Raw genomic sequence first — 25,924 nt, 5'->3', positions numbered from 1 at the left:
TCACCGGAAGTGTAGGACATCCGATGCAGCAAAACTTATGACGCGAAAGCGAAGAGTGGATGTTCACCCAGGCTTCCGGTAACAGCGCTGTTCCAGTCTGCCGGCAAGGTGGCTTGTGCTGCCTGAGCCTCCTGCTTGCTACCGAACGCTGCGAAGACACTAGCTCCAGAGCCGGTCATCCGCGAAGGGGTCAAATCATACAACGCTTTGACTACCTTTGCAACTTCCGCGTACTTCTTTGTCACAACCGCCTGCATGTCGTTTTGGCCGAAGCTGTCTGGCCAACCCTTGCTGCTTTGCTGTGCAAGAAAGTCCGTAATTGTGATGGGTCTCGAATCTCTTGTCAACGACTTATCTGAAAAAATTTCAGCGGTCGGTACGTGAACTCGAGGCGTCACAACCAGGAACCAGCGAGCCGGCAATTCTACCTGCTCCAGTGCCTCTCCGATACCCTCCGCGAACGCATTTTTTCCGAACACGAAGAAGGGCACGTCGGCGCCCAGTTTCACGGCCAGCGCCTGAAGTTCAGCGCGCGGCAGGTCGAGTTTCCAGAGGCGGTTCAGGGCGAGCAGGGTGGTGGCCGCGTCGGAGCTGCCGCCGCCCAGGCCCGCGCCCATCGGCAGCACCTTGTCGATCTCGATGTCGACGCCGAGCGTGGTGCCCGTGTGAGCCTGCAGCAGGCGCGCGGCGCGCACCACCAGATCCTGTTCCTCGGGCACGCCCGCCACCTCGGTGAGGCGGTGGACCGCACCGTCCTCGCGCAGCGTGTAGTGCAGCCGGTCGCCCCAGTCGAGCAACTGGAACACGGTCTGCAGCGAGTGGTAACCATCCGGGCGGCGGCCCGTGATGTGCAGGAACAGGTTGAGTTTCGCCGGGGCGAGGCAGTCGCGCAGCGAGCGGGATGTATCGGTCATGCTTGGGGACTTCTTGGCAAAAGGCGGAATCAGCGGTCGAGCACGAGCTTGATGTCGAGCGGCGGATCCTCGCGTGTCAGGTTCAGGCGCTTGACGCCGGTGGCGGGCGCGTCGGCGTAGGCGAGGTAGTCGATGGTCCAGCCGTCCTGGCGGATCTGCTTGATCTGCGTGCCGCTCTCGCGCACCACGTCGGCCGGCGTGGACGGCGAAGGCTGCGGCAGCATCCAGTAGCGCAGCCCGTCGAGCGGTAGCGCGAAGCCGAGCGTGTCGCGCATCAGTTGGCCGACGTCGGTGGCGCTGCGTGGCGCGCGGCCCGGCATCTCGAGCGAGGCGTTTAGCGGCGAGGAGCGCACGATGGCCAGTGTCTGACCGAGCGGGCTGCGCAGCTCGAGCGTGATGGCATTGCCGGTTTCCTGCCAGGCGAAATTGCCGTAGACGTTCTGCGGCTTGCCGAGGCGGTCGTCGTAGCGGACCGCGAAGCGGCCCGTGTAGGCGTGCGCGGCTTGGGTGGTGATGACGTCGGCGCCCGGTGTCGCGGTGCCGGCGGCGACAGGCGCCGGCGCGCGCTGCGTCGCGCAGCCGGCGAGCAGGGCGCCCGCGGCGAGCGTGAGCAGGCCGAGGCGGGCAAGGGATGCGAGAGGGGCGAGCGCGGCGCCCCGGCCCATCGATCGGATCGCGACGCTCACAGGCCCTGTACCTCGAAGCGCTTGAGCGTGTTGACCAGCGTGTCGTTGTCGGGCTCGAGCTTCTGCGCGGCGCGCCAGGCGTCGCGTGCCTTGTCCTGCTGGCCGCTCTTCCAGAGCACCTCGCCGAGGTGCGCGCCGATCTCGGCGTTCGGCTGCAGGCTGTAGGCGCGCGTGAGGATCTTCTCGGCCGCCGCGTTGTCGCCCAGCCGGTACTTGACCCAGCCGAGGCTGTCCATGATGAAGGCATCCTTGGGTGCCAGCGCGCTGGCCTTCTCGATCAGCTCGTTCGCCTCGGGCAGGCGCTGGTTGCGGTCCGCCAGCGAATAGCCGAGCGCGTTGTAGGCTTGCGGATCGTTGGGCTGGGCGCGCATCAGCACGCGCAGCTGCTGCTCCATGGTGGTGTACTGGCCGATCTTCTCCGAGGCCATCGCGTAGTCGTAGCGCAGGTCGGGATCGTCGGGGAAGGCGTCGACGGCCTGGGCGAGCCGGTCGGCCGCCTCGCGGTAGCGCTTGGCCGAGAACAGCAGCGAGGCGTCGGTGCGCGCGATCACGGCCGCGTCGCGCGGATCGTTGACCTGCAGGCCCGCCAGCACCTTGCGCGCGTCGTCGACCTTGCCCTGCTTGGCGAGGATCTGTGCGCGCGTGACCTGCGCCGGAATGTAGTGCGGGCTGGCCGGGTCGATCTTGTCGAGCCACTGCGAGGCCTGCGCGTCGTTGTTCTGCTCGACCGAGATCTGCGCGAGGTAGACGTAGGCCTGGCCGACGTCGGCATCGGGCAGCTTCTGCGCCGCGTCGATGTACTGCTTCAGGTACTTGGAGGCGTCGTCGAGCTGCTTCTGCTGGATCTTGATCAGGGCCAGCGCCATCAGCGGCGCCGGTTCCTTCGGATCGTTGCGGTGCATGGTCTCGAACTGCTTCTGCGCGTCGTCGAGACGATTGTCGGCGAGGTAGAGCTGGGCCAGCGCCAGGCGCCCTTCGCGCGCCTTGGGGTTCTGCTGCACGTATTTCTCGAACGAGGCCACGCCGATCGCGCGCTCGTCGGGGCCCATCTGCGAGAGCATCAGGGCGGCCGGCAGGTAGTCGGGCTTCAGTTCCAGCGCCTGCTTCAGCGAGGTGACGGCGGCCGGCTTGTCGTCCACGGCAAGCTGCTGGCGGGCGATCGCCAGGCGTGCCTCGGGGCGGATCAGGTCGTCCTTGAGCAGGTGCTGCAGCACCGTCAGGCCGTCCACGCGGTTTGGGCCGCGCGCGATCAGGGCCTGCAGGGCCAGGATCGCGTCGCCGCGGTTGTCGCCGTTGGTGCGGGCCAGCTCGCGGCCCAGCAGCGGCTCGGCGTCGAGCGGCTTGCCGGCCAGCACCAGCAGGGCCGCATCCACCTGGGCCGCGCGATTCGAATCGGGTGCGTATTCGCGCCACAGGTTCGCGGCGGCCAGCGCGTCGGCCGGGCTTTGCGCGGCCAGCGCGATTTCGGTGGCGCGCTGCGCCATCCGCGGATCCTTGGTATCGCGCGCCAGGGCGAGATAGGTCTGGAAGGCGGGCGCGGGTTGGCCGCGTTGCAGCGCGACCTCGGCCGCCAGTACCTGGTAGACGATCTGCGCGCTCAGCTGCACGCCGGGCAGGTCCTTCTTTTCGTCGGGAAAGGCCGGCGAGAAGGCGCTCTGCGTCAGTGCATCGTCGTCGGCCGCGCCGGCCGGCACGGTGACGGCGGCGCCGGAGGCGGGCGTCTGGGCGTGAACGGGCATGGCGCCGAACGTCCATGCGGCGAGCAGCGCGGCGCCGAGTGCGCGGCGGACCGGGAAGGCGAACGCACGGCGCGCGTGGGCGGCGGGGCGCTTCGAAGACAGCGTCGAGGACAAGGTCATGGAAATCCGTTCGAGGTTTCGGACGATTGTAACGCGCTCGCTACAATACGCGCACCATCGCCCCTAGCCACCCACAGACCACAAAACCATGCCAGAGTTGCCGGAAGTCGAGGTTACACGTCGCGGAATCGAACCCTTCGTCGCCGGGCACCGCGTCAGGCGCGTCGACGTGCGCACCGCGATGCTGCGCTGGCCCGTCCCCGAGAATTTCGCGGCGGCGCTCGAGTCGCGCGAGGTGCTGCGCGTCGAGCGGCGCGGCAAGTACCTGCTGTTCGAGCTCGACGCCGGCTGGTTCATCGTCCATCTCGGCATGACGGGCACCTTGCGCGTGCTGCCGGGCGGCGTCGCGCCCCAGGCCGGCAAGCACGACCATATCGACTGGATCTTCGACGCCTGCGTGCTGCGTTTTCGCGACCCGCGCCGCTTCGGCGCGGTACTCTGGCACCCGCGCGAGCAGGGCGACATCCACGAGCACCACCTGCTCACCAGCCTCGGCGTGGAGCCGTTCTCGCCGGCCTTCACGGCCGCGCTGCTGTACCGGCGCACGCGCGGGCGCACCGTTTCGGTGAAGCAGGCGCTGCTGGCCGGCGACATCGTGGTCGGGGTCGGCAACATCTATGCCTCGGAAAGCCTGTTCCGCGCCGGCATCCGACCGACCACGGCGGCTGGCCGGGTCTCGCTGCCGCGCTACGAGCGGCTGGCCGAGGCGGTGCGCGCCACGCTGGCCGACGCGATCGAGCGCGGCGGCAGCACCTTGCGCGATTTCGTCGGCAGCAACGGCGAAAGCGGCTATTTCCAGCTCGACTGCTTCGTCTATGATCGCGCGGGCGAACCGTGCCGCGTATGCGGCACGCCGATTCGCCAGATCGTGCAGGGCCAGCGGTCGACCTATTTCTGTCCGAATTGCCAGCGTTGAAAACATCTTGAAACCCCCACGTACCCAAGCGGCGCCGGCCGCGCCCGCGACACCGCTCGAAGCGAGCTTCGCCACCCGCCTGATCGCCTGGCAGCGCGAGCATGGCCGCCACGACCTGCCGTGGCAGAACACGCGCGATCCGTACCGGATCTGGTTGTCGGAAATCATGCTGCAGCAGACCCAGGTATCGACGGTGGTGCCTTATTACCAGCGCTTCCTCGAGCATTTCCCCGATGTCGCCGCGCTGGCCGCCGCGCCGGCCGACCAGGTGATGGCGCTGTGGGCCGGGCTCGGCTACTACACGCGTGCGCGCAACCTGCATCGCTGCGCGCAGGTGGTGATGGCCGAGCATGGCGGCCACTTTCCCGAATCGCCCGAGGCGCTCGCCGAGCTGCCCGGCATCGGCCGCTCGACCGCGGCGGCGATCGCCTCGTTCGCGTTCGGCGCGCGCGCGCCGATCCTCGACGGCAACGTCAAGCGCGTGCTGGCACGCGTGTTCGGCGTGGAGGGGTTCCCGGGCGAAAAGCGCGTGGAGAACGGGATGTGGGCGCTGGCCGAGCGGCTGTTCCCGCGCGAAGCCGACGATGCCGGCATCAGCGCCTACACGCAGGGGCTGATGGATCTCGGCGCGACCTTGTGCGGGCGCGGCAAGCCCGATTGCAAGCGCTGCCCGTTCGCGGCCGACTGCGTGGCCAATACCACGGGCCGGCAGCGTGAACTGCCGGCTGCGCGCCCGAAGAAGGCGGTGCCGACGCGGCGCACCTGGATGCTGGTGCTGCGCGACGGCGACACGGTGCTGCTGGAGCGGCGCCCGCCCACCGGCATCTGGGGCGGCCTCTGGAGCCTGCCCGAGGCCGACGGCGACGCGGCGGCCCTGCAGCGCGTGCGCGAATTCGGCGCCGAGGCGGTGATTCCGCTGGCGCCGTTCACGCATGTCTTCACGCATTTCCGGCTGGAGATCGAGCCGCGCATCGCCGACATCGGCGCGGCGCAGGCGGCGGGCGGCATGCTGGTGGCGGCCAGCGCCGATACCGAATGGGTGCCGCTGGCGCGGCTCGACGCCTATGGCCTGCCGGCGCCCGTGCGCAAGCTGCTCGACAGCCTGAGCGGGCCGCTGATCTGAGAAGAGGGAAGATGGGCGCGGCGCGTCGACGGGCGCCGCGTGAGCTTGAAGGGGTAGCCGAGCCTGGCGCGGGCCTGAGCCTCAGAGCCAGTCGTGACGCTTGAGCACCTGATGCACGGCGTCGATGCGCGCGCCCACGTCGGGAAACTCCATCAGCTTCTGCCGCGCTCGAAGGTCCAGCGGCAGCACCTCGGCGAGGCGATTCGCGACCCAGCTCGGCTCGTCGAAATGGAAGGGCTCGAGAAACGGCAACTCGCCCGACTTCACGTTGCGCAGCGCCTCGATGATCCGCTCCAGCACTTCCGCGCAGGCGCCGAACTGTGCGATCGACAGTTCGCCGTCGAGCGGCTGGTCCTCGGGCAGCGGCTCGGCGATGCCGACCAGCAGCCCGTTCGATTCGACGCGATGCGAGAGCAGCTCGAAACGCTGGGTGCCGACCGTGCGCAGCAGCAGCATGCCGAATTCGCCGGTATCGCATTCGATGATCTCGGCCATGCAGCCGATCGTCTCGGGCACCGCCACCTCATCGTCTTGCGCCACCTCGGGCCCGCTCTTGAGCAGGCAGACGCCGAACGGCAGCTTCTCGCGCAGGCAGGCGCGCGCCATGTCGACGTAACGCGCCTCGAACACCTTGAGCGGCAGCAGGCCGCCCGGAAACAGCACCGTGTGCAGCGGGAACAGCGGCAGATCGACGAGCCGCGTCGAAAGCGAGGACATGCGCAGCCTCCTGGAGAGGTGCGGCTCGGGCCTTAGCTGACGAGCCGCGATGACGCCTCGGCATCCACCGGTGCGTCACGATGCCGCACAATCACGTTCGCCTGCTGCGACAGACGCGCGGCGAGCGTCTCCGCAATGAACACCGAGCGATGCTGGCCGCCCGTGCAGCCGATCGCGACCGTCAGATAGCTGCGGTTGTCGTCGCGGAAATGCGGCAGCCATTTGACGAGGAAGCTCTCGATGTCGTCGATCATCTGGTGGACGATCGGCAATGCATCGAGGAAAGCGATGACGGGCTGGTCGAGCCCGGTCAGCGGCCGCAACTCGCGGTCGTAATAGGGATTCGGCAGCGCGCGCACGTCGAACATGAAGTCGGCGTCGAGCGGCACGCCGCGCTTGAAGCCGAAGGATTCGAACATCAGCACCAGGGCGTCGTTCTGCTGCTCGATGAAGCGTTTCACCCAGGTACGCAGCACGTTCGCGCGCAGGTTGCTGGTGTCGATCTCGTGGCCGAAGCCGGCCAGCGGCGCGACCAGCTCGCGTTCGCGCTCGATCGCCTCCTCCAGCGAGGACAGCAGGCCGACATCGGCGTCATGCGAGGGCGAGCCCGACAGCGGGTGGCGGCGGCGCGTTTCCGAGAAGCGCTGGATCAGCGCCTGGGTGCTGGCATTGAGGAACAGCACGCGCACGTCGTGATGCTGCGACAGCTCGCGGATCAGGCCGGGCATCTCGTCGAGCGAGCCGCTCGAGCGCGCGTCGATCGCCACCGCCAGGCGGCGCTGGCCTTCGTCGGCGATATAGCGGACGAGCTCGGGCAGCACACGTGGCGGGAGATTGTCGACGCAGTAATAGCCGGAGTCCTCGAGCGCGTTGAGCGCGACGGACTTGCCGGAGCCGGAGATGCCGGTGATGAGGACGATGCGCATGGGAAGGCTGGAATCCAGACGGTTCATCATAGCACCGGCTTACCGCCCCTGTATGACAGGGCGGGGCGTGGCATGGTGTGACGGCGCGCGCCCGGCGCGCCGGTTCGGCGCTAGACCAGCTTGCCGGGAAACTGGCTGTCCGGGTCCTGCATGGCCAGCCGCTGGCGGTCCATGAAGTCGCGCAGCGTGTCGATGCCGCGCAGTTGCAGGATCGTGTTTCGCACGGCCGCCTCGACCAGCACCGCGAGGTTGCGGCCGGCCGCCACCTGGATGGTCACCTTGCTGATCGGCAGGCCCAGCACGTCGACGGTCTGGCTTTCCAGCGGCAGGCGCTGGAATTCTCCGTCGGGGCGCCGCACCAGCTGGACGATCAGCTTGAGCTTCATCTTCCGGCGCACCGCGGTTTCCCCGAAGATGGTCTTGATGTCGAGCAGGCCCAGGCCGCGCACCTCGAGCAGGTTCTGCAGCAGCGGCGGGCAGCGGCCCTCGACGAAATCGGGGCCAAGTCGCACGAAGTCGACCGCGTCGTCGGCCACCAGGCCGTGGCCGCGGCTGATCAGCTCGAGGCCCAGCTCGCTCTTGCCGAGGCCCGAATCGCCGGTCAGCAGCACGCCCATGCCGAGGATGTCGAGGAACACGCCGTGCAGCGTGGCGCGCGGCGCGAGGATGCGCGACATGTACAGGCGCAGGCTGTCGATCACGGCGGCGGCCGACATCGGCGTGGTGAACAGCGGCGTGGACGAGCGCGTGCAGCGCAGAACCAGCTCGGGTGGGGCGGCGGCTCCGCCGGCAACCACCAGGAACGGCGGTTCGAGGGCGATCAGCTCGGCCATGTGACGCGAGCGATCCTCGTCGGTCTGGCGCTGGTAGTACTCGATCTCGGCCTCGCCGAGCACCTGGATCCGGTTTGGGTGGATCAGGTTCAGGTGGCCGACCAGGTCGGCGCTGGAGGTCGCATTGCCGACCGTCTCGGCGGAAAAGCCGCGTTCCCAGCCTTCATGCCCCGTCAGCCAGCTCAATTTCAGCATGGCCGCGTTGTCGTCGAAGATGCTCTGGGCGTTGATGCTGGACGTATCCATGGACTGCGTCACTCCAAATGGCCGGTGCGGCGAGGCGTCAGCGCTGCGGCGCCGGGACCGGCTGCGGGCGGGCAGGCCGGGCGGTGGACGCCGCCCGTCGTGGGGCAGCTTCCGCCCGAATCAGCTCAAGGTTGCCATTGAGTGAGGAGTCGATGCAACTCGTGGCGATCCGGTTCGGTATGCAGGCGTTCGCGCGCGTCGCGGTCGGACAGCAGTTGCGCGATTTCGGACAGGATCTCGAGGTGCTGCTGGGTGGCCTGTTCGGGCACCAGCAGGAAGATGAGCAGCGAGACGGGCTGGCCGTCCGGGGCTTCGAAGGGGATCGCCTCGGCGAGGCGCACGAAGCCGGCCAGCGGATGCTTGAGGCCCTTGATGCGGCCATGCGGAATGGCGACGCCTTCGCCGAGACCTGTCGAGCCGAGGCGCTCGCGCGCGAACAGGTTGTCGGTGACGATGCTGCGCGCGATGCCGTTCTGATTCTCGAAAATCAGGCCGGCTTGTTCGAACACGCGTTTCTTGCTGGTGACGGAGAGGTCGATGACGACATTCTCCAGTGGCAGGATTTTGGCTAGGCGATTCATGTTGGCAGGCAAGGGGGTGGCCTGGGGTCTCCTCGCGGCGTTGGACGAAGTTTCCATGTCGGGCAGGATGCGAGGCGTCGATCGAGGCAGGCTTGTGTGCACGTCAAGCCGGAGCGCCGACGCCACCCGGTAATAACCCGCACATTATAGAGCACGGACGTTCGCATGGTGCGGCGTGAGCGACCTGGTTCGTACGCCACGCCATGCCGGCGTGGAACGAAAAACCGCCCGTCGGAACGGGCGGTTTGGCGGGCGCGCTAGGCGCCGGGTTCATTGCGGCGGCTGTTCGGCCTGGTCGACGATGGCCGGTTGATGCTTGATCGGATCGTGCGCGTGCGTCTGCAGACGTTCCATGTGCTTGACCACCTGGCGGTCGAGCTTGTCGATCAGCAGATCGATCGCCGCGTACAGATCGCCGTTGATGCTTTCGACGAAAATCTCTTTCTTGCCCTTCAGGTGCAGGTTGATTTCCGCACGCTGCCGCTTGTCCTTTTCCTTATGGTTGTCGACCGAGAGGATCACAGTGCCATCAATCACCTGATCGCTATGCCGTAGCACCCTATCGAGCTTGGTGATCACGTGTTCGCGAATGGCAGGCGTCACTTCGAGATGGTGTCCACTGATCTTCAGGTTCATAGTGCTTCTCCATGCAGGTGACCCCGGCGTATCTACAGGCGGCGTCTGCCGGCGGGAGCGATCTCCGTGGATCGATGCGGAGCGGGCCCCGGGGGCGGACAATGCCTTCGACAGCGCGGTGGCCGGAAAACGCCCGCCGCGAGCAGCGGGCTACAGAGACTTGCGCAGATTCACCGCGGGGATCTTGAGGGCTTCGCGATACTTCGCAACGGTGCGGCGCGCGACCACGAAGCCTTGTTCCGCCAGCAGCTCGGCTATTCGGCTGTCCGAAAGAGGAGATTTCTGGTCTTCGGCTCCTATCAGTTGCTTGATGAGGGCGCGGATTGCCGTGGAAGAGGCAGCGCCCCCGGTATCCGTCGACACGTGTGATCCGAAGAAGTACTTAAATTCAAGAGTGCCGAACGGGGTCAGCATGTACTTGCCGGTTGTCACACGGGAGACAGTCGACTCGTGTAGGCCCAGCGTATCAGCTATTTCCCGCAAAACCAAGGGGCGCATGGCAATTTCACCATGCGCAAAAAAGTTCTTCTGACGCTCCACGATGGCCTGCGCGACACGCAGGATGGTCTCGAATCGCTGCTGGATATTCTTGATCAGCCAGCGCGCTTCCTGGAGCTGCTGCTTGAGCGAACCGGCGCTCGGATCGCCCCGGCTGTTGCGCAGGATATTGGCGTACAGGTGGTTGATGCGCAGCTTCGGCACCACCTCGGGATTGAGCTCCGCGAGCCAGTTCTGGCCGCTCTTCCTGACCATGATGTCGGGCACCACGTAGTCCGCCTCGGTCTTGCCGTAGGCGGCGCCCGGGAAGGGCTCGAGCGAGCGGATCAGTGCATGGGCCTCGCGCAGCTCGTCGTCGTTGGCCTTCAACTGCTTGCGCAGCCGCGTGAAGTCGCGCGCGGCCAGCAATTCGAGATGCTGCGAGACGATGTCGAGCGACAGCGTGCGCGTGGGGGACGGATCGAGTCGCAACAATTGCAGGCGCAAGCATTCCGATGCGGAGCGCGCCCCCACGCCGGCCGGGTCGAAGCTGTGCAGCAGCGCCAGCGCGGCGCCCAGTTCGTCGAGATCGACTTCCAGTTCCTCGGGCAGGTCGGTCAACACCTCGTCGAGCCCCGCGCCGAGATAACCGTCGTCGTCGAGCGATTCGATCAGGAACATCACCAGCGCGCGGTCGCGCGGACCCGCCTGGGTCACCCGCAATTGCGCGGACAGATGCTCGCGCAGCGAGGTCGAGGCCTCGTGCACCTGCAGCGGCGGGAGGTCGTCGTCGTCGGAGGCGCCCGAGGAGCGACCGTAGTCGTCGAGATTCCACTGACCCGAATCGCCGCTGTCGGCGTTGTAGTCGTAGTCGTCGCCATTGCGCGAGTCGTCGCGTTCGGCGCGATCGCCCGAGGCTTCGCTGCCGTTCGAGCCGCCACCGTGCATCGGCTCGGGCGTCGAGGAGGGCGGGCTCTGCGCGATCAGCGAGCCGTCGGCGGCCACCCGCAGCGGGCTCGCGATCCATTCGTCGTTCTCGAGCAGCGGATTCTGGGCGACGGCCATCGCGACTTCCTGCTGCAGTTCGAGCGTCGACAGCTGCAGCAGCCGGATCGACTGCTGGAGCTGGGGCGTGAGCGCGAGGTGCTGCGACAGGCGAAGTTGGAGGCTGGCTTTCATGGCAAAAAGGAATCGTTACCTGAAGTTTGCCACGTAGGCGGCGCGTTGCGGGAGGCGGGATGATACGAAGCGCGCGATGCGCCGGCCCGTGCGTGGTCGCCGGGACGGCGCACGGAGCTTGCGAGCGGGCGCGGATGCCCGGCGGGCCGGCAGGCGGGGCGGCGCCGGGCACGCGGCGCCACGCGCCGGCTTACATGCGGAAATGTTCGCCGAGATAGACGCGGCGGACGCTTTCGTTCTCGATGATGTCCTGCGGGGCACCGGCTGCGAGCACCGAGCCGTCGCTGATGATGTAGGCGTGGTCGCAGATGCCGAGCGTCTCGCGCACGTTATGGTCGGTGATCAGCACACCGATGTTCCGTTGCTTCAGGAACTTGACGATCTTTTGAATCTCCAGCACCGCGATCGGGTCGACGCCCGCGAAGGGCTCGTCGAGCAGGATGAAGCTGGGGTTGCTGGCCAGCGCGCGGGCGATCTCGACGCGGCGGCGCTCGCCGCCCGACAGCGACAGCGCCGGGTTGTCGCGCAGGTGGCCGATCTGCAGCTCGTCGAGCAGGGCCTCGGTGCGCGAGGCGATCTCGTCCTTGCCGAGCAGCTTGCCGTTGTCGCCGTGCTGTAGCTCGAGCACGGCGCGGATGTTCTCCTCGACGGTCAGCTTGCGGAACACCGAGGCTTCCTGCGGCAGGTAGGACAGGCCCAGCGAGGCGCGCTTGTGGATCGGCAGCAGGCTGATCGGGCTGCCGTTGAGCGAGATATCGCCGGCATCGAGCGGCACCAGGCCGACGATCATGTAGAAGGAGGTGGTCTTGCCCGCGCCGTTCGGGCCGAGCAGGCCGACCACCTCGCCGCTCTTCACGTCGAGGGAAACGTCCTTGACGACGGTGCGCGAGCCGTAGCGCTTCTTCAGGTTGCGCACCACCAGCGAACTGGTGGTGCCGGCGGGCTGGCGGTTCGGCAGGGCGTTCACGGGTTCGGCTCCTGGATCGAGTTCGACGGCGCGAGCGTGGCGCTCGCGCCGTTGAGCGGGGCCGGGCCGCCGTTCTTGGGCGACAGCATGGCGCGCACGCGGCCGGTCGGATTGCCCGGCGCGGCCACGTCGTTGCCGCCCTTGGCGGTGTAGAAGTCACGCTGGCCGTCGTAGGTGATCACGCTGCCGTGCACCGTGTCGGACACCGTCGTGAGGCCTTGCAGGCGGCGCACCGTGGCATTGCGCGTGAGCGTGGTGAGATCCTGCTTGCCGTCGTAGTCGATGCGCTCGGCATCGCCGTCGATGTACTCGTCGAGGCCCTCGCGCTTCTGGCGGAACGAGGCGTGCTTCTTGCTGCCCGGCGCCATGGTGGCGGTCGCGTACTGGTAGCCCTGCGGATCCTGGCGCACCTCGACGCGGTCGCCCTTGATCAGGATCGTGCCCTTCGTGATCACGACATTGCCGGTCGCGACCGTGACCTGCTTCAGGTCGTCATAGGTCAGGTTGTCGGCCTCGACGTTGATCGGCTTGTTCTGGTCCGCCTTTTCCGCATGCGCGAGCGACACGGCGCCGGGCAGCGCCAGCGCGACGAAGGCCGCGGCAAGCCCGGCGCGGACAGCGCGCCGCGCGCCGCCGATGGAAAAACTAGGGAACGATTCGTTCATGCAGTCACGCAAGCTGGGTTACTTGGATTGGCCGGAAGGGCCGCCGGACACGTCGGACGCGGCGATCGTGCCGCGGACGTTGCCGTACAGGTCGATGACCCGGGTGACATTGTTGTACTTCATGCCGTTGGTCGCATTGGCGATCGACAAACCGCGCTGAAGTTTAACCGGCTTTTCGGTCTCGATCACATCGTCGTTGACGAGCACGCGGAAATGTTCGGAATCGGCTTCCATCGGCGGATCGCCGGCGCCGGCCGCGCGCAGGATCTTGGCGTCGTCGTAGAGATCGACGATCGACACGTCGCCGTTGACGGTACCGCGCTTGGAGGTGGCCGTGACCACCGGCTTGCCGGGCTGGAACGCGCGCATCGCCGGCTGGGTGAGCTGGCTGGTCTCGTCGTCCTCGTAGTGGATCAGCTTGGCGGCCGTCAGCCGGTACTGGGTCGCGCCCGACTGGTCGAGCTCGGTGACCGAGAAGTTGTCGGCGAAATAGTCGGGCGAATGCGTCTTCGGGCGCGCCACCGCCTCGCCCGGCGGCGGCAGGGTGGCCTGCAGCAGCCAGTAGGTGACGCCGGCCAGCGCGGCCAGCGCGAGGATCGGCAGCAGCGAGCTCAGGTGGAGGCGGGGAAACATGCGTCAGGCTCCGAGCGCGGCGGCCAGCAGGGCCTCGTAGCGGCCCTGGGCGCGCAGGATGGTGTCGACCACCTCGCGCGCGGCGCCATGGCCGCCGCGTGCCTCGGACACCCAGTGGGCGCGCGCGATCACGTCGGGATGCGCGTTGGCCGGCGCGGCCACGAAGCCGCAGCGCGTCATCACGCCGAGGTCGGGCCAGTCGTCGCCCATGTAGCCGCATTCCTCAGACTTGAGGCCGGTGGCTTGCAGCAATTCGGCGAAGGCGCTGAGCTTGTGCTCGACGCCCTGGTAGAGATGGCTGATCTTCAGTTCCCTGGCGCGCACCGCGACGATCTCCGAGCGGCGCCCGGTGATGATCGCGGTGTCGATGCCGGCCTCGCGCAGCAGCTTGAGGCCATGGCCATCCTGGGAGTTGAACGACTTCATGGTGTCGCCGGCGGCGGTGAAGTGCAGGCCGCCGTCGGTCAGCACGCCGTCGACATCGAAAATCATCAGCTTGATGCGGCTCGCGCGTTCGGCGGCCGTGGCGGGAGCAGCGGACATCAGATCACCTTCTTCGAGAACAGGTCGTGCATGTTGAGCGCGCCGATCAGCACGCCGTCGGCATCGGTCACCAGCATCTGGTTGATCCGATAGCGTTCCATCAGTTCCACGGCCTCGACGGCCAGGTGATCGGGGGCGATGCTGCGCGGGTGGCGCGTCATCACGTCGGCGATCGGCAGGCGGCGGAAATCGCCGTCGCGCTCGAGCACGCGGCGCAGGTCGCCGTCGGTGAAGATGCCGGCCACGCGGTCCTGCTCGTCGATCACCACGGTCATGCCCATGCGCTTGGCGGTGATCTGGAACAGCGCGTCGGAGAGGGTGGCGGTGAGGCGCACGGTCGGCACCTCGTCGCCGGTGCGCATCACGTCGCGCACGTGGGTCAGCAGGCGCCGGCCCAGCGAGCCGCCCGGATGCGAGCGCGCGAAGTCGTTGGGACCGAAGCCGCGCGCGTCGAGCACCACCACCGCCAGCGCGTCGCCCAGCGCGAGCGCGGCGGTGGTGCTGGCGGTCGGCGCGAGGTTCAGCGAGCAGGCTTCTTTCTCGACGCCGGCATACAGGTGAACATCGGACAATTGCGCGAGACTCGACTGCGGCCGGCCGGTCATGGCGATCAGCTTGGCGCCGAGCCGCTTGATCAGCGGCAGGATCGCGACCAGCTCCTCGGATTCGCCCGAATTGGAGATCGCGATGAAGACATCGTCGGTCGTTACCATGCCCAGGTCGCCATGGCTGGCCTCGGCCGGATGCACGAAGAAGGCGGGGGTGCCGGTGCTGGCCAGCGTCGCGGCGATCTTGCGCGCGATATGGCCGGACTTGCCGATGCCGGAAACCACCACGCGCCCGCGGCAGTTCAGCAGCAGGCCGACCGCGCCGACGAAGCCGCCATCGAGCTGGTCACGCAGTGCGCGTACGGCGTCCGCCTCGATGTCGAGCACGTCGCGGGCGAGCGCGAGCGCCCGGTCATCATTGATTTTCGCTATCATGCGCGGAGTATAGCAAAGGCGTTTGTTCGCCGCGCCGGGCGCCAGGACCGCGCTCCCGACGGAGTCATGTCCTCGCCCACCGCGCCGCCCCCGGGGCGGCATCACCCGCGTCCGCCCCCCGCGACGCCCTGACGAACGAGGACTCTTTTGCACGTGATTTCCCCGCTCGAAATGACGCTCCTCCTGCTGCTGGCTTCAGTGGTGGGCGTGGTCGTGTTCCGCTCGCTGAACCTGCCGCCGATGCTCGGCTACCTGACCGTCGGCATCGTGGTCGGCCCGCACGCGCTCGGTTTCGCGGGCGACCTCGAACGCGCCGAGCACCTGGCCGAGTTCGGCGTGGTGTTCCTGATGTTCTCGATCGGCCTGGAGTTCTCGCTGGCCAAGCTGCGGGCGATGCAGAGGCTGGTGTTCGGGCTCGGGCTGATGCAGGTGGTGGTCACGCTGGCGGTGGCGGTGCTGCTCGGTTTCGTCTTCGAGCGCTGGGTGCACATCACCTGGCAGGGCAGCGTCGCGCTGGGCGGCGCGCTGGCGATGTCCTCGACCGCGATCGTCTCGAAGATGCTGGCCGAGCGGCTCGAGATCGAGACCGCGCACGGGCGCAATATCTTCGGCGTGCTGCTGTTCCAGGATCTGGCCGTGGTGCCGCTGCTGATCGTGATCTCGGCCTTCGGCGGCGAATCCTCCAAGGACCTGATGGTCACCCTGGGCCTTGCGGCGGTGAAGATCGTGATCGCCCTGGCGCTGCTGCTGTTCGTCGGCCAGAAGTTCATGACGCGCTGGTTCAACGTGGTGGCGCGACGCCGTTCCCAGGAACTGTTCGTGCTCAACCTGCTGCTGGTGACGCTCGGCGCGGCCTTCATCACCGATCGTTTCGGGCTGTCGCTGGCGCTGGGCGCCTTCATCGCCGGCATGCTGATCTCCGAGACGCCATACCGGCACCAGGTGGAGGAGGACATCAAGCCGTTCCGCGACGTGCTGCTCGGCCTGTTCTTCGTCACCACCGGGATGCTGCTGGACCCGCGCGTGATCTGGACCCACCCATTCCTGGTGATTGGCTTCTTCGTCGGCCAGGTCGGCCTGAAGGCGGCCACCATCACCGGCCTGGCGCGCCTGTTCGGCGCCGCGCCGGGCGTGGCGATGCGCACCGGGCTGGGCCTCGCGCAGGCCGGCGAATTCGGCTTCGTGATGCTGAACCTGATCCTCGACCGCCACCTGGTCGACAGCACCCTGCTGCAGGCGATCCTGGCCTCGATGCTGCTGTCGATGCTGGCCGCGCCGTTCCTGATCCAGAACGCCGACCGGATCGTGATGCGCCTGTCCTCGACCGAGTGGATGCAGCAGTCGCTGCAGATGACGCGCATCGCCACCCAGAGTCTCAAGCAGCAGGGCCACGTGATCATCTGCGGCTACGGCCGCGCGGGCCAGAACCTGGCGCGCATGCTCGAACAGGAAGGCATCGCCTATGTCGCGCTCGACCTCGACCCGGACCGCGTGACGGCCGCGGCTGCGGCCGGCGAATCGGTGGTGTTCGGCGACGCGGCGCGGCGCGAATCGCTGCTGGCCGCCGGTATCCACCGCGCCGCGGCGGTCGCCATCACCTACGCGAACACGCCTTCGGCGCTGCGCGTGCTGCACAACGTCCACGAGCTCGAGCCGAGCCTGCCGGCGATCGTGCGCACGGTCGACGACGCCGACCTGGAAAAGCTGCTGGCGGCCGGCGCCACCGAGGTGATCCCGGAAATCGTCGAGGGCAGCCTGATGCTGGCCTCGCACACGCTGGTGCTGATGGGCGTGCCGATGCGGCGCGTGGTGCGGCGCGTGGAGGAGATGCGCGACGCGCGCTACAGCCTGCTGCGCGGCTATTTCCGCGGCGCCGACGACGCGGACGACGACGACCACGAGCAGGTGCGGCTACAATCGATGCCGGTCGACGCGCGCTCGGACGCGGTCGGCCGCTCCCTCGAGGAAGTCGGGCTCTACGCGCTCGGCCTCGAGGTCACGGCGATCCGCCGCCATGGCATCCGTGGCGTCGAGCCGGACCCGGAAACCAAGCTGCGCGCGGCCGACATCGTGGTGCTGCGCGGCTTGCCGGAGGCGCTGTCGATGGCCGAGGAGCGGCTGTCGCGCCATCGCCGCGAGGGTTCCGCCGCCTGATCGTCCCGCCGGCCGCCACCCGCGGCGCAGGCAAAGTCGACGGTTTCGACCCCGCCATTTCTTTCAATTTGCTTGTCATGAACGGCGCGCGGGCCCACGCGCGCCGTTTTTTCGGAGAAGTTCATGAGCCACCAGCCGTCGGGCGTGTCGCCCGATCCCGCCGAGTTCGTCCGCCGCCATGTGCGCACGGTGCCGGACTGGCCGCAGCCGGGCGTGCAGTTCCGCGACATCACCCCGATCCTGCAGAGCGCGAAGGCGCTGCGCGTGCTGGTCGACCTGCTGGTCGAGCGCTATGTGGAGGCCAAGCTCGACTACGTGGCGGGGCTCGACGCGCGCGGCTTCATCATCGCGCCGATCGTGGCCTACGAGCTCGGCATCGGCTTCGTGCCGATCCGCAAGCTCGGCAAGCTGCCCTACAAGACCCAGTCCGAATCCTACGAGCTCGAATACGGCAACGCGACCGTCGAGATCCACGAGGATGCCTGCAAGCCCGGCGACCGCGTGATCATCGTCGACGACCTGATCGCCACCGGCGGCACCATGATGGCCGGCAAGAAGCTGCTCGAACGGCTCGGCGCGACCGTGGTGGAAGGCGCGGCGATCATCGACCTGCCGGAGCTGGGCGGCTCGGCGCTGCTGCGCGGCGCCGGCCTGCCGCTTTATACGGTCACCGAGTTCTCGGGCCACTGAGCCCGCGCCCGGCAGGCCCGCAGGCTTGCCGGGATCGCGTCGCGCCAGGGTGCCGAGCCCGCCCGATGCGTCGTCGATTCGTTTCTTCCCCTCGTTCCAGCGAGCTCTTGTCATGCCGAACTTCCTGCTGTTCCTCGCCGCCTCGATCGCGATCACGGTCGCGCCCGGTCCCGACAATCTCCAGGTGCTCGCGCGCGGCATCTCGCAGGGCCGCGCCGCGGGCCTGGTGGCCGCGCTCGGCTTCTCGGCCGGGGTGCTGTTCCACACCACGCTGGCCGCCTTCGGCGTGGCCGCGCTGTTGCGCTCCTCGCCGGTGGCCTTCCATATCCTGAAGTTCGCGGGAGCGGCGTACCTGATCTGGATCGGCATCAAGGCGCTGCGCAGCCAGGGGCTGGCCACCGCCGACACGCGTGCCCCGCAGCCGCTCGCCACGATCTTCCGCCAGAGCGTGATCGGCAACATGCTGAATCCCAAGGTGACGCTGTTCTTCGTGGTGTTCCTGCCGCAGTTCGTCGACGTGCACGGCAGCCAGGCGGTTTCGCTGCAGATGTTCGAGCTCGGCGTGCTGTTCATGCTGCAGTCGGCCGTGGTGTTCTCGATCTTCGGCCTGGGCGCGGGCGTGCTGGGCGCCTGGCTCAAGCGCCGGCCGCGCGCCGGCGTCTGGCTGGACCGGCTGGCGGGCGCGACCTTCATCGGCCTGGGCCTGCGCATCGCGCTCAAGGACTGAGGCCGGCGATGCGCTTCCCCTGCCTTGCCGCCGCGCGCCGCTTCGATGCCGGCGCCCATCTGCCCTTCGTGATCGCCGGCCAGCAGGTCGGCTGGATTCGGCGCGGCGACGTCGCCGCGCTGGCCCGCTGGCCCGACGTGTTCGAGATCGATGCGCGGCGCGTGATGCTGGCCGAGACGCTCGACACGCCCGATACGCGCAGCATGGCGCTGGCCAGCGTGATCGGCGCGCTGGCCGCCGAGGGACGGATTCCGGGCTGGCGCAACGAGATCTACGCGATCCGCAACGAATTCGACGCGCCGCCGCTGGCCTACATCGAGCGCGCCGCCTCGCGCTTGTTCGGCACCATGACCTACGCGGTGCACCTGAACGGCATCGTAGAATACGCGGCCGCGCAGCCGCTGCGGATGTGGATCGGCCGGCGCAGCGAGAGCAAGGCCACCGACCCGGGCATGCTCGACAACGTGGTGGCGGGCGGGATCGGCTGGGGCCTCGGCATCGAGGACACGCTCGCCAAGGAATGCTGGGAAGAAGCCGGCATCCCGGCCGCGCTGGCCGCACGCGCGATCGCGGGCCGCACCGTGCACGTGCTCTGCGAGATCCCGGAAGGCACCCAGGCCGAGCAGATCTTCGTCTACGACCTGCCGCTGCCGGCCGATTTCGTGCCGCGCAACCAGGACGGCGAAGTGGCCGAGCACCGGCTGGCCGGCGCCGACGAGGTGATCCGCTGGCTCGAGGCCGGCCAGGCCACCATGGACGCGAGCCTGGCGATCCTCGACAGCCTGCTGCGCCATCGCGCCCTGGCGCCCGGCGCGGTACCCGGCATCGACGCGCTGTTCGCGCCGCCGCCGGGCGCGGCGCCCTGAACGCTTCAAGCGGCGCTCGCCGGTCTGCCGCGCGAGCGCCGAACGGATTCAATCGATTGGAATGATGGAGGTGCGGTCATGTCGACCGACCATAGCTTTATCCTGAAACTGTCCTGCCCCGACAAGCACGGCATCGTGCATGCCGTCTCGGGTTTCCTGTTCGAACGCGATACCAACATCGTCGATTCGGCCCAGTTCGGCGACAGCCGCACCGGCGAATTCTTCATGCGCGTGCATTTCGACCAGACCACCAACAGCGACGCCGAGTCGACGCTCGACACGCTGCGCAACGAATTCGCGCCGCTCGCCGAGCGTTTCGCGATGCATTGGGAGATGCACGACGCGCTGAAGAAGCCGCGCGTGGTGATCCTGGTCTCGAAGATCGGCCACTGCCTGAACGACCTGCTGTTCCGCTATCGCACCGGCCAGCTGCCGATCGAGATCGCCGCGATCGTCTCGAACCACAAGGACTTCTACCAGCTGGCGGCCAGCTACGACGTGCCCTTCCACCACTTCCCGCTGGCCGCGGGCGCCTCGGCCGAAGCCAAGGCCGCGCAGGAAGCGCGCGTGCTGGAGGTGATCGGCGAGCATGCGACCGACCTGGTGGTGCTGGCGCGCTACATGCAGATCCTCTCGCCGCAGCTCTGCGAGCAGCTGGCCGGCCGCGCGATCAACATCCATCACTCGTTCCTGCCCAGCTTCAAGGGCGCCAAGCCCTACTACCAGGCCTTCGACCGCGGCGTGAAGCTGATCGGCGCGACCGCGCACTACGTGACGACCGACCTCGACGAAGGTCCGATCATCGAGCAGGAAGTGGAACGCGTGGACCACAGCATGACGCCGGAGCAGCTCACCGCGATCGGCCGCGACGTCGAATGCGTGACGCTCGCGCGTGCCGTGAAATGGCACGTCGAGCATCGCATCCTGTTGAACGGCACGAAGACGGTCGTGTTCCGTTGAGCGTGAGGTGGGCGGCCGCGATGGCCGCCCTCAGATCAGGCGCAGCGTGGCCAGCTCGCGCTTGATGTAGGCATAGAAGATCGGCGCGGCGATCACGCCCGGCACGCCGAAGGCCGCTTCCATCACCAGCATGGCGAGCAGCAATTCCCAGGCCCGCGACTCGATCTGGCCGCCGATGATGCGCGCGTTCAGGAAGTATTCGAGCTTGTGGATCAGGATCAGGAAGGTCAGCGAGGCGATCGCGGTGCCCACCCCCACCGACAGCGATACCGCCACGATCAGCGTGTTCGAGATCAGGTTGCCGATCACCGGCAGCAGCCCGACGATGAAGGTCACCAGCACCAGGGTCTTGGCGAGCGGCATCTTCACGTGCACCACCGGCAGCACCGCGAGCAAGTAGATGGCGGTGAAGGTGGCGTTGATCGCCGAGATCTTGATCTGCGCGAACACGATGCGGCGGAACGCTTCCGCGAAGGCCCCGACGCGCGCCAGCAGCGCCGTGCTGAGTGGGCGGCGCGCCTTGTTGCGATCGACGCCGATCGCGATCATCGCGCCGATGATCATCCCGAACAGGACATGGCCGAAGATCCGCGCGGCGCTCTTGCCGCCCTGCTGGAGCTGGTCCATGTGCTTGGACATCAGGCCGGTGGCCTTCAGCTTCATCTGCGCGGCATCCACCGGCAGCACGTTGGCGACCCAGCCCGGCACGCGCCCGCGCGCCTGGTCGACCAACTGCATGACTTGGCCCATCAGGCCCTGGAGATTCGGCACGGTGTGCTCGACGTGATCGATCACGGCGGCCGTGAGCCCGGCCAGGCCGCCCACGATCACCACCGAGAGCAGCACCACCGCCAGCCAGCGCGCGCGCCCGCTCGACATGTGGCGCTCGATGGCGGGAGCGATGGCATGGACCAGCTGATAGACGAGCAGCCCGGCCAGCAGGCCGGACAGCAGATGGAGATGGAGCACCAGGAGCAGGCCGGCGACGGCGAGGAGGTAGCTGCCGATCTCGATCGCCGACAGCTTGGGCAGGCTGAAATCGCTGGTCAGCCTGACACTGCGCAGATGAGGCTCGCGCGACGGGTTGGCGTCGCGCGTCGTCTCGGTTTGCTTCTCCATGAGGTTTCCTGTTTCCGGCAGGCCGGTTCGCGCGCTATGGACAGGCGCGCGTCGCCCGCATCGCGCGAGTATAGCAACGATTGGTGACCGAAAAAGCCGGTGCGGGTACCAAGTGACGGGGGCGGAACGCGCCGCGCGCGGCAGCGGGGCCGGCCGGCGCGACCCGGCTGGAGCGGATCGCGCGGCGGATGCAGAGGTAGCTTACTTCTTCTTGTCGCGCTTGAGCAGCGGCGCGAGATAGCGGCCGGTGAAGCTGGCCTTGGTCTTGGCGACCTGCTCGGGCGTGCCCTGGGCGATGATCTGGCCGCCGCCGGCGCCGCCTTCCGGGCCGAGGTCGATGACCCAGTCGGCCGTCTTGATCACGTCGAGGTTGTGCTCGATGATCACCACCGTGTTGCCCTGGTCGCGCAGCCGGTGGATCACCTCCAGCAGCAGGGCGATATCGTGGAAGTGCAGGCCGGTGGTCGGCTCGTCGAGGATGTAGAGGGTGCGGCCGGTATCGCGCTTGGACAACTCCAGCGAGAGCTTGACGCGCTGCGCCTCGCCGCCCGACAGCGTGGTGGCCGACTGGCCCAGGCGGATGTAGCCGAGCCCGACGTCGAGCAGGGTCTTGAGCTTGCGCGCCACCACCGGCACCGCGCTGAAGAACTCGTAGGCGTGCTCGACCGTCATGTCGAGCACTTCGCTGATGTTCTTGCCCTTGTACAGCACCTCCAGCGTCTCGCGGTTGTAGCGCTTGCCGTGGCAGACGTCGCAAGGCACGTAGACGTCGGGCAGGAAGTGCATCTCGACCTTCAGCATGCCGTCGCCCTGGCAGGACTCGCAGCGCCCGCCCTTGACGTTGAACGAGAAACGGCCCGGATCGTAGCCGCGCTCCTTGGAGGACGGCACGCCCGCGAACAGCTCGCGGATCGGCGTGAACAGGCCCGTGTAGGTGGCCGGGTTCGAGCGCGGCGTGCGGCCGATCGGCGATTGATCGACGTTGATCACCTTGTCGAAGTGCTCCAGCCCCTCGAGCGACTCGTAGGGCGCGGGCTCCGCCGAGGAGCCATACAGGTGGCGCGCCACCGCCTGGTAGAGCGTGTCGTTGATCAGGGTCGACTTGCCCGAGCCGGAAACGCCGGTGATGCAGGTCAGCAGGCCGACCGGCAGCTCCAGGTCGACGTGCTTGAGGTTGTTGCCGTGCGCGTCGCCGATCCGCAGCATGCGGTCCTCGTCCGGCGCGATGCGCTCGTCCGGGTACTCGATGATCTTCTTGCCGGCCAGGTACTGGCCCGTCAGCGACGCGCTGTTGGCCTGCACCTGCCTGGGCGTGCCCTCGGCGATCACCACCCCGCCGTGCTCGCCGGCGCCGGGGCCCATGTCGACCACGTAGTCGGCGGTGCGGATCATGTCCTCGTCGTGCTCGACCACGATCACCGAGTTGCCGAGGTCGCGCAGGTGCTTGAGGGTGGCGATCAGGCGGTCGTTGTCGCGCTGGTGCAGGCCGATCGAGGGCTCGTCGAGCACGTACATCACGCCGGTCAGGCCCGAGCCGATCTGCGAGGCGAGCCGGATGCGCTGCGCCTCGCCGCCCGACAGGGTTTCGGCGCTGCGTTCGAGCGAGAGGTAGTCGAGGCCGACGTTGTTGAGGAAGGTGAGTCGCGCGACGATCTCCTGGATCACCTTGTCGGCGATCTCGCGCTTGGCGCCGTCCAGCGTCAGGCCGTCGAAGTAGCCGAGCGTGTCGCGCAGCGGCCAGCCGCTGACTTCATAGATGGCGCGCGCCTGCTCGCCGCTGCCCACGCGCACGAAGCGCGCCTCGCGGCGCAGGCGCGTGCCGTCGCAGGACGGGCAGGGCTGGTTGTTCTGGTACTTGGCCAGTTCCTCGCGCACCGCGGCCGAATCGGTCTCGCGGCAGCGGCGCTCCAGGTTCGGGATGATCCCCTCGAACACGTGCTCGCGGATCGAGGTGCGGCCGCGCTCGTTGATGTAGGAGAAGGGGATGGTCTGCTTGCCCGAGCCGTAGAGCAGGATCTTGCGGACCTTTTCCGGCAGGTCCTCGAAGGCCGCGTCGATGTCGAACTCGTAGAACGCCGCCAGGCTCTGCAGCATCTGGAAGTAGAACTGGTTGCGCCGGTCCCAGCCCTTCACCGCGCCGGCCGCCAGCGACAGCGAGGGATGAGCCACCACCCGCTTCGGATCGAAGAAGGTGATCTGGCCCAGGCCGTCGCATTCCGGGCAGGCGCCCATCGGGTTGTTGAACGAGAACAGGCGCGGCTCGAGCTCCTGCAGCGAATAGGAGCAGATCGGGCAGGCGAACTTCGAGCTGAACAGGTGCTCCTGGTCGGTGTCCATCTCGAGCGCGATGGCGCGACCGTCGGCCAGGCGCAGCGCCGTCTCGAACGATTCCGCTAGGCGCTGCTTCATGTCGGCACGCACTTTCAGGCGGTCCACCACCACGTCGATGGTGTGCTTGTCGTTCTTCTTCAGCTTGGGCAGCGACTCGACCTCGTAGATCTTCGCCACGCCCTCGTTGGCCGTGCCGCCGCCCGAGCGTACCCGGAAGCGCACGAAACCCTGCGCCTGCATCTCCTCGAACAGCTCGGCGTGCTCGCCCTTGCGGTTCGCGACCACCGGGGCGAGGATCATCAGCTTGGTTTCCTCCGGCAGCGCCAGCGCCGCGTCCACCATCTGGGACACGCTCTGCGCCTCGAGCGGGATCTCGTGGTCGGGGCAATAGGGCGTGCCGACACGTGCGTACAAAAGTCGCAGGTAGTCGTGGATCTCCGTCACGGTGCCGACGGTCGAACGCGGGTTGTGCGAGGTCGCCTTCTGCTCGATCGAGATCGCCGGGGAGAGCCCCTCGATCAGGTCGACGTCGGGTTTCTCCATCAGTTGGAGGAACTGCCGCGCGTAGGCGGACAGGCTCTCGACGTAGCGCCGCTGCCCTTCTGCATAAAGGGTGTCGAACGCGAGCGAGGATTTGCCGGATCCCGACAGGCCCGTAATGACGACCAGTTTGTGGCGCGGCAGGTCGAGATTGACGTTCTTCAGGTTGTGGGTGCGGGCCCCACGGATACGGATCTGTTCCATGAACCTGGCGAAAGAGGAGGAAACCAAACCTGCTACTATAACGGCTTTTCGAGACCGTCGTTTCAGGCTCCCCAGGCCGCGATTCCGCCTGCGGCGCAGCGGGTTCGGGGCACGTGAGACGCACCTTGCCGGTGCGTTCGCGGCGAGCCGGCGGCGGCGCTCGGAGCCGGCTGGATTCCCGCCGCCCGCCAGCCGGGCGGATGCCGCTCAATACCGACAAGCTTCCCCCGATGTCCAATCCGTCAGCTTCCCCCGTTCGCATGAGCGCGCCCGAACTGCGCGCGACCACCTCGCTCGCGGCGATCTTCGCGCTGCGCATGCTGGGGCTGTTCATGATCATGCCGGTGTTTTCGGTCTACGCGAAAACCATCCCCGGCGGCGACAACGTCCTGCTGGTCGGCATCGCGCTGGGCGCCTACGGCGTCACGCAATCGCTGCTCTATATCTTCTATGGCTGGGCTTCCGACCGGTTCGGCCGCAAGCCCGTGATCGCCTTCGGCCTGCTGGTGTTCGCGCTGGGCGCCTTCATCGCCGCCTTCGCCCACGACATCACCTGGATCATCGTCGGGCGCGTCGTGCAGGGAATGGGGGCCGTATCTTCGGCCGTGCTGGCCTTCATCGCCGACCTGACCTCGGAGCAGAACCGCACCAAGGCGATGGCGATGGTGGGCGGCTCGATCGGCGTATCGTTCGCGGTGGCGATCGTCGGCGCGCCGATCGTGTTCCACTGGGTGGGCATGAGCGGCCTGTTCACCATCGTCGGCGTGCTGTCGCTGCTGGCGATCGGCGTGGTGCTGTGGGTGGTGCCCGACGCGCCGAAGCCGGTGCATGTCAAGGCGCCGTTCTCGGAGGTGCTGCACAACGTCGAACTGCTGCGCCTGAACTTCGGCGTGCTGGTGCTGCATGCCACCCAGACCGCGCTGTTCCTGGTGGTGCCGCGCCTGCTGGTGGATGCCGGCCTGCCGGTGGCCTCGCACTGGCAGGTGTACCTGCCGGTGATGGGATTGTCCTTCGTGGCGATGGTGCCGGCCATCATCGTGGCCGAGAAGCGCGGCAAGATGAAGCCGGTGCTGCTCGGCGGCGTGGCGGCTATCCTGATCGGCCAATTGCTGCTCGGCTCCACCCCACATACGATTGTGATCGTCGCGGCCGTGCTGTTCGTCTACTTCCTCGGTTTCAACATCCTCGAGGCCTCGCAGCCCTCGCTGGTATCGAAGCTCGCGCCGGGCTCGCGCAAGGGCGCGGCCACTGGCGTCTACAACACCACGCAGTCGATCGGCCTGGCGCTGGGCGGCGTGGTGGGCGGCTGGCTGCTCAAGACGGGTGGCGCCAACGAAGTCTTTTATGCCTGCTCGGCTCTGGTGGCCGTGTGGCTTATAATCGCCGCCAATATGAAGCCGCCGCCGCGCAAGGCCTGAGGGCGCCGCGCCGCTGCTGTTTCAGGCCGGC

The 25,924-nt window shown here is 67.7% G+C and carries 24 protein-coding genes; 8 read left to right on the top strand and 16 right to left on the bottom strand.

Annotated features, from left to right (window positions below):
• Nucleotides 1–35: 35 nt before the first annotated feature.
• The 3 genes from ispE to BM43_RS21735 are packed head-to-tail and all read right to left on the bottom strand — an operon-like array spanning nucleotide 36 to nucleotide 3,459.
• A complete protein-coding gene (ispE, locus tag BM43_RS21745; protein ID WP_036049130.1) occupies nucleotides 36–914 on the bottom strand; it encodes a 4-(cytidine 5'-diphospho)-2-C-methyl-D-erythritol kinase in 879 nt (292 codons plus the stop codon).
• Nucleotides 915–943: 29 nt separating this feature from the next.
• Complete coding sequence (gene lolB, locus BM43_RS21740) at nucleotides 944–1,579, bottom strand: lipoprotein insertase outer membrane protein LolB (RefSeq protein ID WP_172535119.1); 636 nt, start codon at nucleotides 1,577–1,579, stop codon at nucleotides 944–946.
• Between the two features lie 17 nt (nucleotides 1,580–1,596).
• Nucleotides 1,597–3,459: a tetratricopeptide repeat protein gene (locus BM43_RS21735; protein ID WP_036049132.1), complete on the bottom strand. Its 1,863-nt coding sequence runs from the start codon at nucleotides 3,457–3,459 to the stop codon at nucleotides 1,597–1,599.
• Between the two features lie 88 nt (nucleotides 3,460–3,547).
• Between BM43_RS21735 and mutM the strand changes: the two genes are divergently transcribed.
• The gene (gene mutM, locus BM43_RS21730; protein ID WP_013699414.1) at nucleotides 3,548–4,375 is read left to right on the top strand and encodes a bifunctional DNA-formamidopyrimidine glycosylase/DNA-(apurinic or apyrimidinic site) lyase; all 828 of its coding nucleotides are present in this window, start codon (nucleotides 3,548–3,550) and stop codon (nucleotides 4,373–4,375) included.
• 7 nt (nucleotides 4,376–4,382) lie between these two features.
• On the top strand, nucleotides 4,383–5,498 hold the full coding sequence (mutY, locus tag BM43_RS21725) for an A/G-specific adenine glycosylase (protein WP_036049135.1): 1,116 nt from the start codon (nucleotides 4,383–4,385) through the stop codon (nucleotides 5,496–5,498).
• 81 nt (nucleotides 5,499–5,579) lie between these two features.
• Here the strand turns inward: mutY and BM43_RS21720 are convergent, their stop codons facing one another.
• The 11 genes from BM43_RS21720 to kdsD form a co-directional block, all read right to left on the bottom strand.
• The gene (locus BM43_RS21720) at nucleotides 5,580–6,215 is read right to left on the bottom strand and encodes an LON peptidase substrate-binding domain-containing protein (RefSeq protein ID WP_036049137.1); all 636 of its coding nucleotides are present in this window, start codon (nucleotides 6,213–6,215) and stop codon (nucleotides 5,580–5,582) included.
• A gap of 32 nt (nucleotides 6,216–6,247) precedes the next feature.
• Nucleotides 6,248–7,141, bottom strand: coding sequence for an RNase adapter RapZ (gene rapZ / locus BM43_RS21715; RefSeq protein WP_013699411.1), 894 nt, complete (start codon nucleotides 7,139–7,141; stop codon nucleotides 6,248–6,250).
• 110 nt (nucleotides 7,142–7,251) lie between these two features.
• Entirely contained in the window at nucleotides 7,252–8,220 is a 969-nt protein-coding gene (hprK, locus tag BM43_RS21710) for an HPr(Ser) kinase/phosphatase (protein WP_013699410.1), read from the bottom strand.
• A gap of 125 nt (nucleotides 8,221–8,345) precedes the next feature.
• The gene (locus tag BM43_RS21705) at nucleotides 8,346–8,858 is read right to left on the bottom strand and encodes a PTS sugar transporter subunit IIA (RefSeq protein ID WP_025097001.1); all 513 of its coding nucleotides are present in this window, start codon (nucleotides 8,856–8,858) and stop codon (nucleotides 8,346–8,348) included.
• A 213-nt stretch (nucleotides 8,859–9,071) separates the two neighbouring features.
• On the bottom strand, nucleotides 9,072–9,437 hold the full coding sequence (gene hpf / locus BM43_RS21700; protein WP_013699408.1) for a ribosome hibernation-promoting factor, HPF/YfiA family: 366 nt from the start codon (nucleotides 9,435–9,437) through the stop codon (nucleotides 9,072–9,074).
• A 150-nt stretch (nucleotides 9,438–9,587) separates the two neighbouring features.
• The gene (locus tag BM43_RS21695; RefSeq protein ID WP_036049140.1) at nucleotides 9,588–11,093 is read right to left on the bottom strand and encodes an RNA polymerase factor sigma-54; all 1,506 of its coding nucleotides are present in this window, start codon (nucleotides 11,091–11,093) and stop codon (nucleotides 9,588–9,590) included.
• A 190-nt stretch (nucleotides 11,094–11,283) separates the two neighbouring features.
• Nucleotides 11,284–12,060: an LPS export ABC transporter ATP-binding protein gene (gene lptB / locus BM43_RS21690; protein ID WP_013699406.1), complete on the bottom strand. Its 777-nt coding sequence runs from the start codon at nucleotides 12,058–12,060 to the stop codon at nucleotides 11,284–11,286.
• A complete protein-coding gene (gene lptA / locus BM43_RS21685; protein WP_036049142.1) occupies nucleotides 12,057–12,725 on the bottom strand; it encodes a lipopolysaccharide transport periplasmic protein LptA in 669 nt (222 codons plus the stop codon). The genes lptB and lptA overlap by 4 nt, the downstream gene beginning before the upstream one ends.
• Nucleotides 12,726–12,743: 18 nt before the next feature.
• Nucleotides 12,744–13,358, bottom strand: a complete 615-nt coding sequence (gene lptC / locus BM43_RS21680; RefSeq protein ID WP_017918294.1) for an LPS export ABC transporter periplasmic protein LptC — start codon at nucleotides 13,356–13,358, stop codon at nucleotides 12,744–12,746.
• A 3-nt stretch (nucleotides 13,359–13,361) separates the two neighbouring features.
• On the bottom strand, nucleotides 13,362–13,901 hold the full coding sequence (locus BM43_RS21675; protein WP_036049144.1) for a KdsC family phosphatase: 540 nt from the start codon (nucleotides 13,899–13,901) through the stop codon (nucleotides 13,362–13,364).
• Nucleotides 13,901–14,884, bottom strand: coding sequence for an arabinose 5-phosphate isomerase KdsD (kdsD, locus tag BM43_RS21670; RefSeq protein WP_036049146.1), 984 nt, complete (start codon nucleotides 14,882–14,884; stop codon nucleotides 13,901–13,903). Before kdsD ends, BM43_RS21675 begins: the two co-directional genes overlap by 1 nt.
• A gap of 153 nt (nucleotides 14,885–15,037) precedes the next feature.
• Between kdsD and BM43_RS21665 the strand changes: the two genes are divergently transcribed.
• The 5 genes from BM43_RS21665 to purU all read left to right on the top strand — a co-directional run bounded on the left by BM43_RS21665 (nucleotide 15,038) and on the right by purU (nucleotide 20,281).
• Nucleotides 15,038–17,038 (top strand): monovalent cation:proton antiporter family protein, encoded by a 2,001-nt coding sequence (locus tag BM43_RS21665; RefSeq protein WP_013699401.1) that lies wholly within the window; start codon nucleotides 15,038–15,040, stop codon nucleotides 17,036–17,038.
• Between the two features lie 123 nt (nucleotides 17,039–17,161).
• Nucleotides 17,162–17,728, top strand: a complete 567-nt coding sequence (locus BM43_RS21660) for an adenine phosphoribosyltransferase (protein WP_013699400.1) — start codon at nucleotides 17,162–17,164, stop codon at nucleotides 17,726–17,728.
• Between the two features lie 112 nt (nucleotides 17,729–17,840).
• Nucleotides 17,841–18,455, top strand: a complete 615-nt coding sequence (locus tag BM43_RS21655) for a LysE family translocator (RefSeq protein WP_036049147.1) — start codon at nucleotides 17,841–17,843, stop codon at nucleotides 18,453–18,455.
• An 8-nt stretch (nucleotides 18,456–18,463) separates the two neighbouring features.
• Complete coding sequence (locus BM43_RS21650; RefSeq protein WP_036049148.1) at nucleotides 18,464–19,321, top strand: NUDIX hydrolase; 858 nt, start codon at nucleotides 18,464–18,466, stop codon at nucleotides 19,319–19,321.
• A 78-nt stretch (nucleotides 19,322–19,399) separates the two neighbouring features.
• Complete coding sequence (gene purU, locus BM43_RS21645; RefSeq protein WP_013699397.1) at nucleotides 19,400–20,281, top strand: formyltetrahydrofolate deformylase; 882 nt, start codon at nucleotides 19,400–19,402, stop codon at nucleotides 20,279–20,281.
• 30 nt (nucleotides 20,282–20,311) lie between these two features.
• Here purU and BM43_RS21640 read toward each other — a convergent pair whose 3' ends face one another.
• Both BM43_RS21640 and uvrA read right to left on the bottom strand, forming a co-directional pair.
• Nucleotides 20,312–21,400 (bottom strand): AI-2E family transporter, encoded by a 1,089-nt coding sequence (locus BM43_RS21640; protein ID WP_017918290.1) that lies wholly within the window; start codon nucleotides 21,398–21,400, stop codon nucleotides 20,312–20,314.
• A 201-nt stretch (nucleotides 21,401–21,601) separates the two neighbouring features.
• Complete coding sequence (gene uvrA, locus BM43_RS21635) at nucleotides 21,602–24,475, bottom strand: excinuclease ABC subunit UvrA (RefSeq protein ID WP_036049150.1); 2,874 nt, start codon at nucleotides 24,473–24,475, stop codon at nucleotides 21,602–21,604.
• Nucleotides 24,476–24,705: 230 nt separating this feature from the next.
• Here uvrA and BM43_RS21630 point away from each other — a divergent pair, with 230 nt between their 5' ends.
• A complete protein-coding gene (locus BM43_RS21630) occupies nucleotides 24,706–25,893 on the top strand; it encodes an MFS transporter (protein ID WP_013699394.1) in 1,188 nt (395 codons plus the stop codon).
• Nucleotides 25,894–25,924 lie beyond the last annotated feature (31 nt).

This window comes from Burkholderia gladioli (genome assembly GCF_000959725.1).
GTDB lineage: Bacteria > Pseudomonadota > Gammaproteobacteria > Burkholderiales > Burkholderiaceae > Burkholderia > Burkholderia gladioli.
Note: the sequence above shows the minus strand (reverse complement) of the source record. Positions and strands in the feature narration are given on the sequence as shown.

Coding starts and splice junctions, on each gene's coding strand:
- lptC (WP_017918294.1), bottom strand. CDS start 13,358: ATGTTTCCCCGCCTCCACCTGAGCTCGCTGCTGCCGATCCTCGCGCTG.
- BM43_RS21675 (WP_036049144.1), bottom strand. CDS start 13,901: ATGTCCGCTGCTCCCGCCACGGCCGCCGAACGCGCGAGCCGCATCAAG.
- BM43_RS21705 (WP_025097001.1), bottom strand. CDS start 8,858: ATGGAAACTTCGTCCAACGCCGCGAGGAGACCCCAGGCCACCCCCTTG.
- ispE (WP_036049130.1), bottom strand. CDS start 914: ATGACCGATACATCCCGCTCGCTGCGCGACTGCCTCGCCCCGGCGAAA.
- BM43_RS21695 (WP_036049140.1), bottom strand. CDS start 11,093: ATGAAAGCCAGCCTCCAACTTCGCCTGTCGCAGCACCTCGCGCTCACG.
- lolB (WP_172535119.1), bottom strand. CDS start 1,579: ATGGGCCGGGGCGCCGCGCTCGCCCCTCTCGCATCCCTTGCCCGCCTC.
- BM43_RS21650 (WP_036049148.1), top strand. CDS start 18,464: ATGCGCTTCCCCTGCCTTGCCGCCGCGCGCCGCTTCGATGCCGGCGCC.
- BM43_RS21640 (WP_017918290.1), bottom strand. CDS start 21,400: ATGGAGAAGCAAACCGAGACGACGCGCGACGCCAACCCGTCGCGCGAG.
- BM43_RS21735 (WP_036049132.1), bottom strand. CDS start 3,459: ATGACCTTGTCCTCGACGCTGTCTTCGAAGCGCCCCGCCGCCCACGCG.
- purU (WP_013699397.1), top strand. CDS start 19,400: ATGTCGACCGACCATAGCTTTATCCTGAAACTGTCCTGCCCCGACAAG.
- rapZ (WP_013699411.1), bottom strand. CDS start 7,141: ATGCGCATCGTCCTCATCACCGGCATCTCCGGCTCCGGCAAGTCCGTC.
- BM43_RS21660 (WP_013699400.1), top strand. CDS start 17,162: ATGAGCCACCAGCCGTCGGGCGTGTCGCCCGATCCCGCCGAGTTCGTC.
- hprK (WP_013699410.1), bottom strand. CDS start 8,220: ATGGATACGTCCAGCATCAACGCCCAGAGCATCTTCGACGACAACGCG.
- BM43_RS21655 (WP_036049147.1), top strand. CDS start 17,841: ATGCCGAACTTCCTGCTGTTCCTCGCCGCCTCGATCGCGATCACGGTC.
- BM43_RS21720 (WP_036049137.1), bottom strand. CDS start 6,215: ATGTCCTCGCTTTCGACGCGGCTCGTCGATCTGCCGCTGTTCCCGCTG.
- mutM (WP_013699414.1), top strand. CDS start 3,548: ATGCCAGAGTTGCCGGAAGTCGAGGTTACACGTCGCGGAATCGAACCC.
- hpf (WP_013699408.1), bottom strand. CDS start 9,437: ATGAACCTGAAGATCAGTGGACACCATCTCGAAGTGACGCCTGCCATT.
- BM43_RS21630 (WP_013699394.1), top strand. CDS start 24,706: ATGTCCAATCCGTCAGCTTCCCCCGTTCGCATGAGCGCGCCCGAACTG.
- uvrA (WP_036049150.1), bottom strand. CDS start 24,475: ATGGAACAGATCCGTATCCGTGGGGCCCGCACCCACAACCTGAAGAAC.
- kdsD (WP_036049146.1), bottom strand. CDS start 14,884: ATGATAGCGAAAATCAATGATGACCGGGCGCTCGCGCTCGCCCGCGAC.
- lptA (WP_036049142.1), bottom strand. CDS start 12,725: ATGAACGAATCGTTCCCTAGTTTTTCCATCGGCGGCGCGCGGCGCGCT.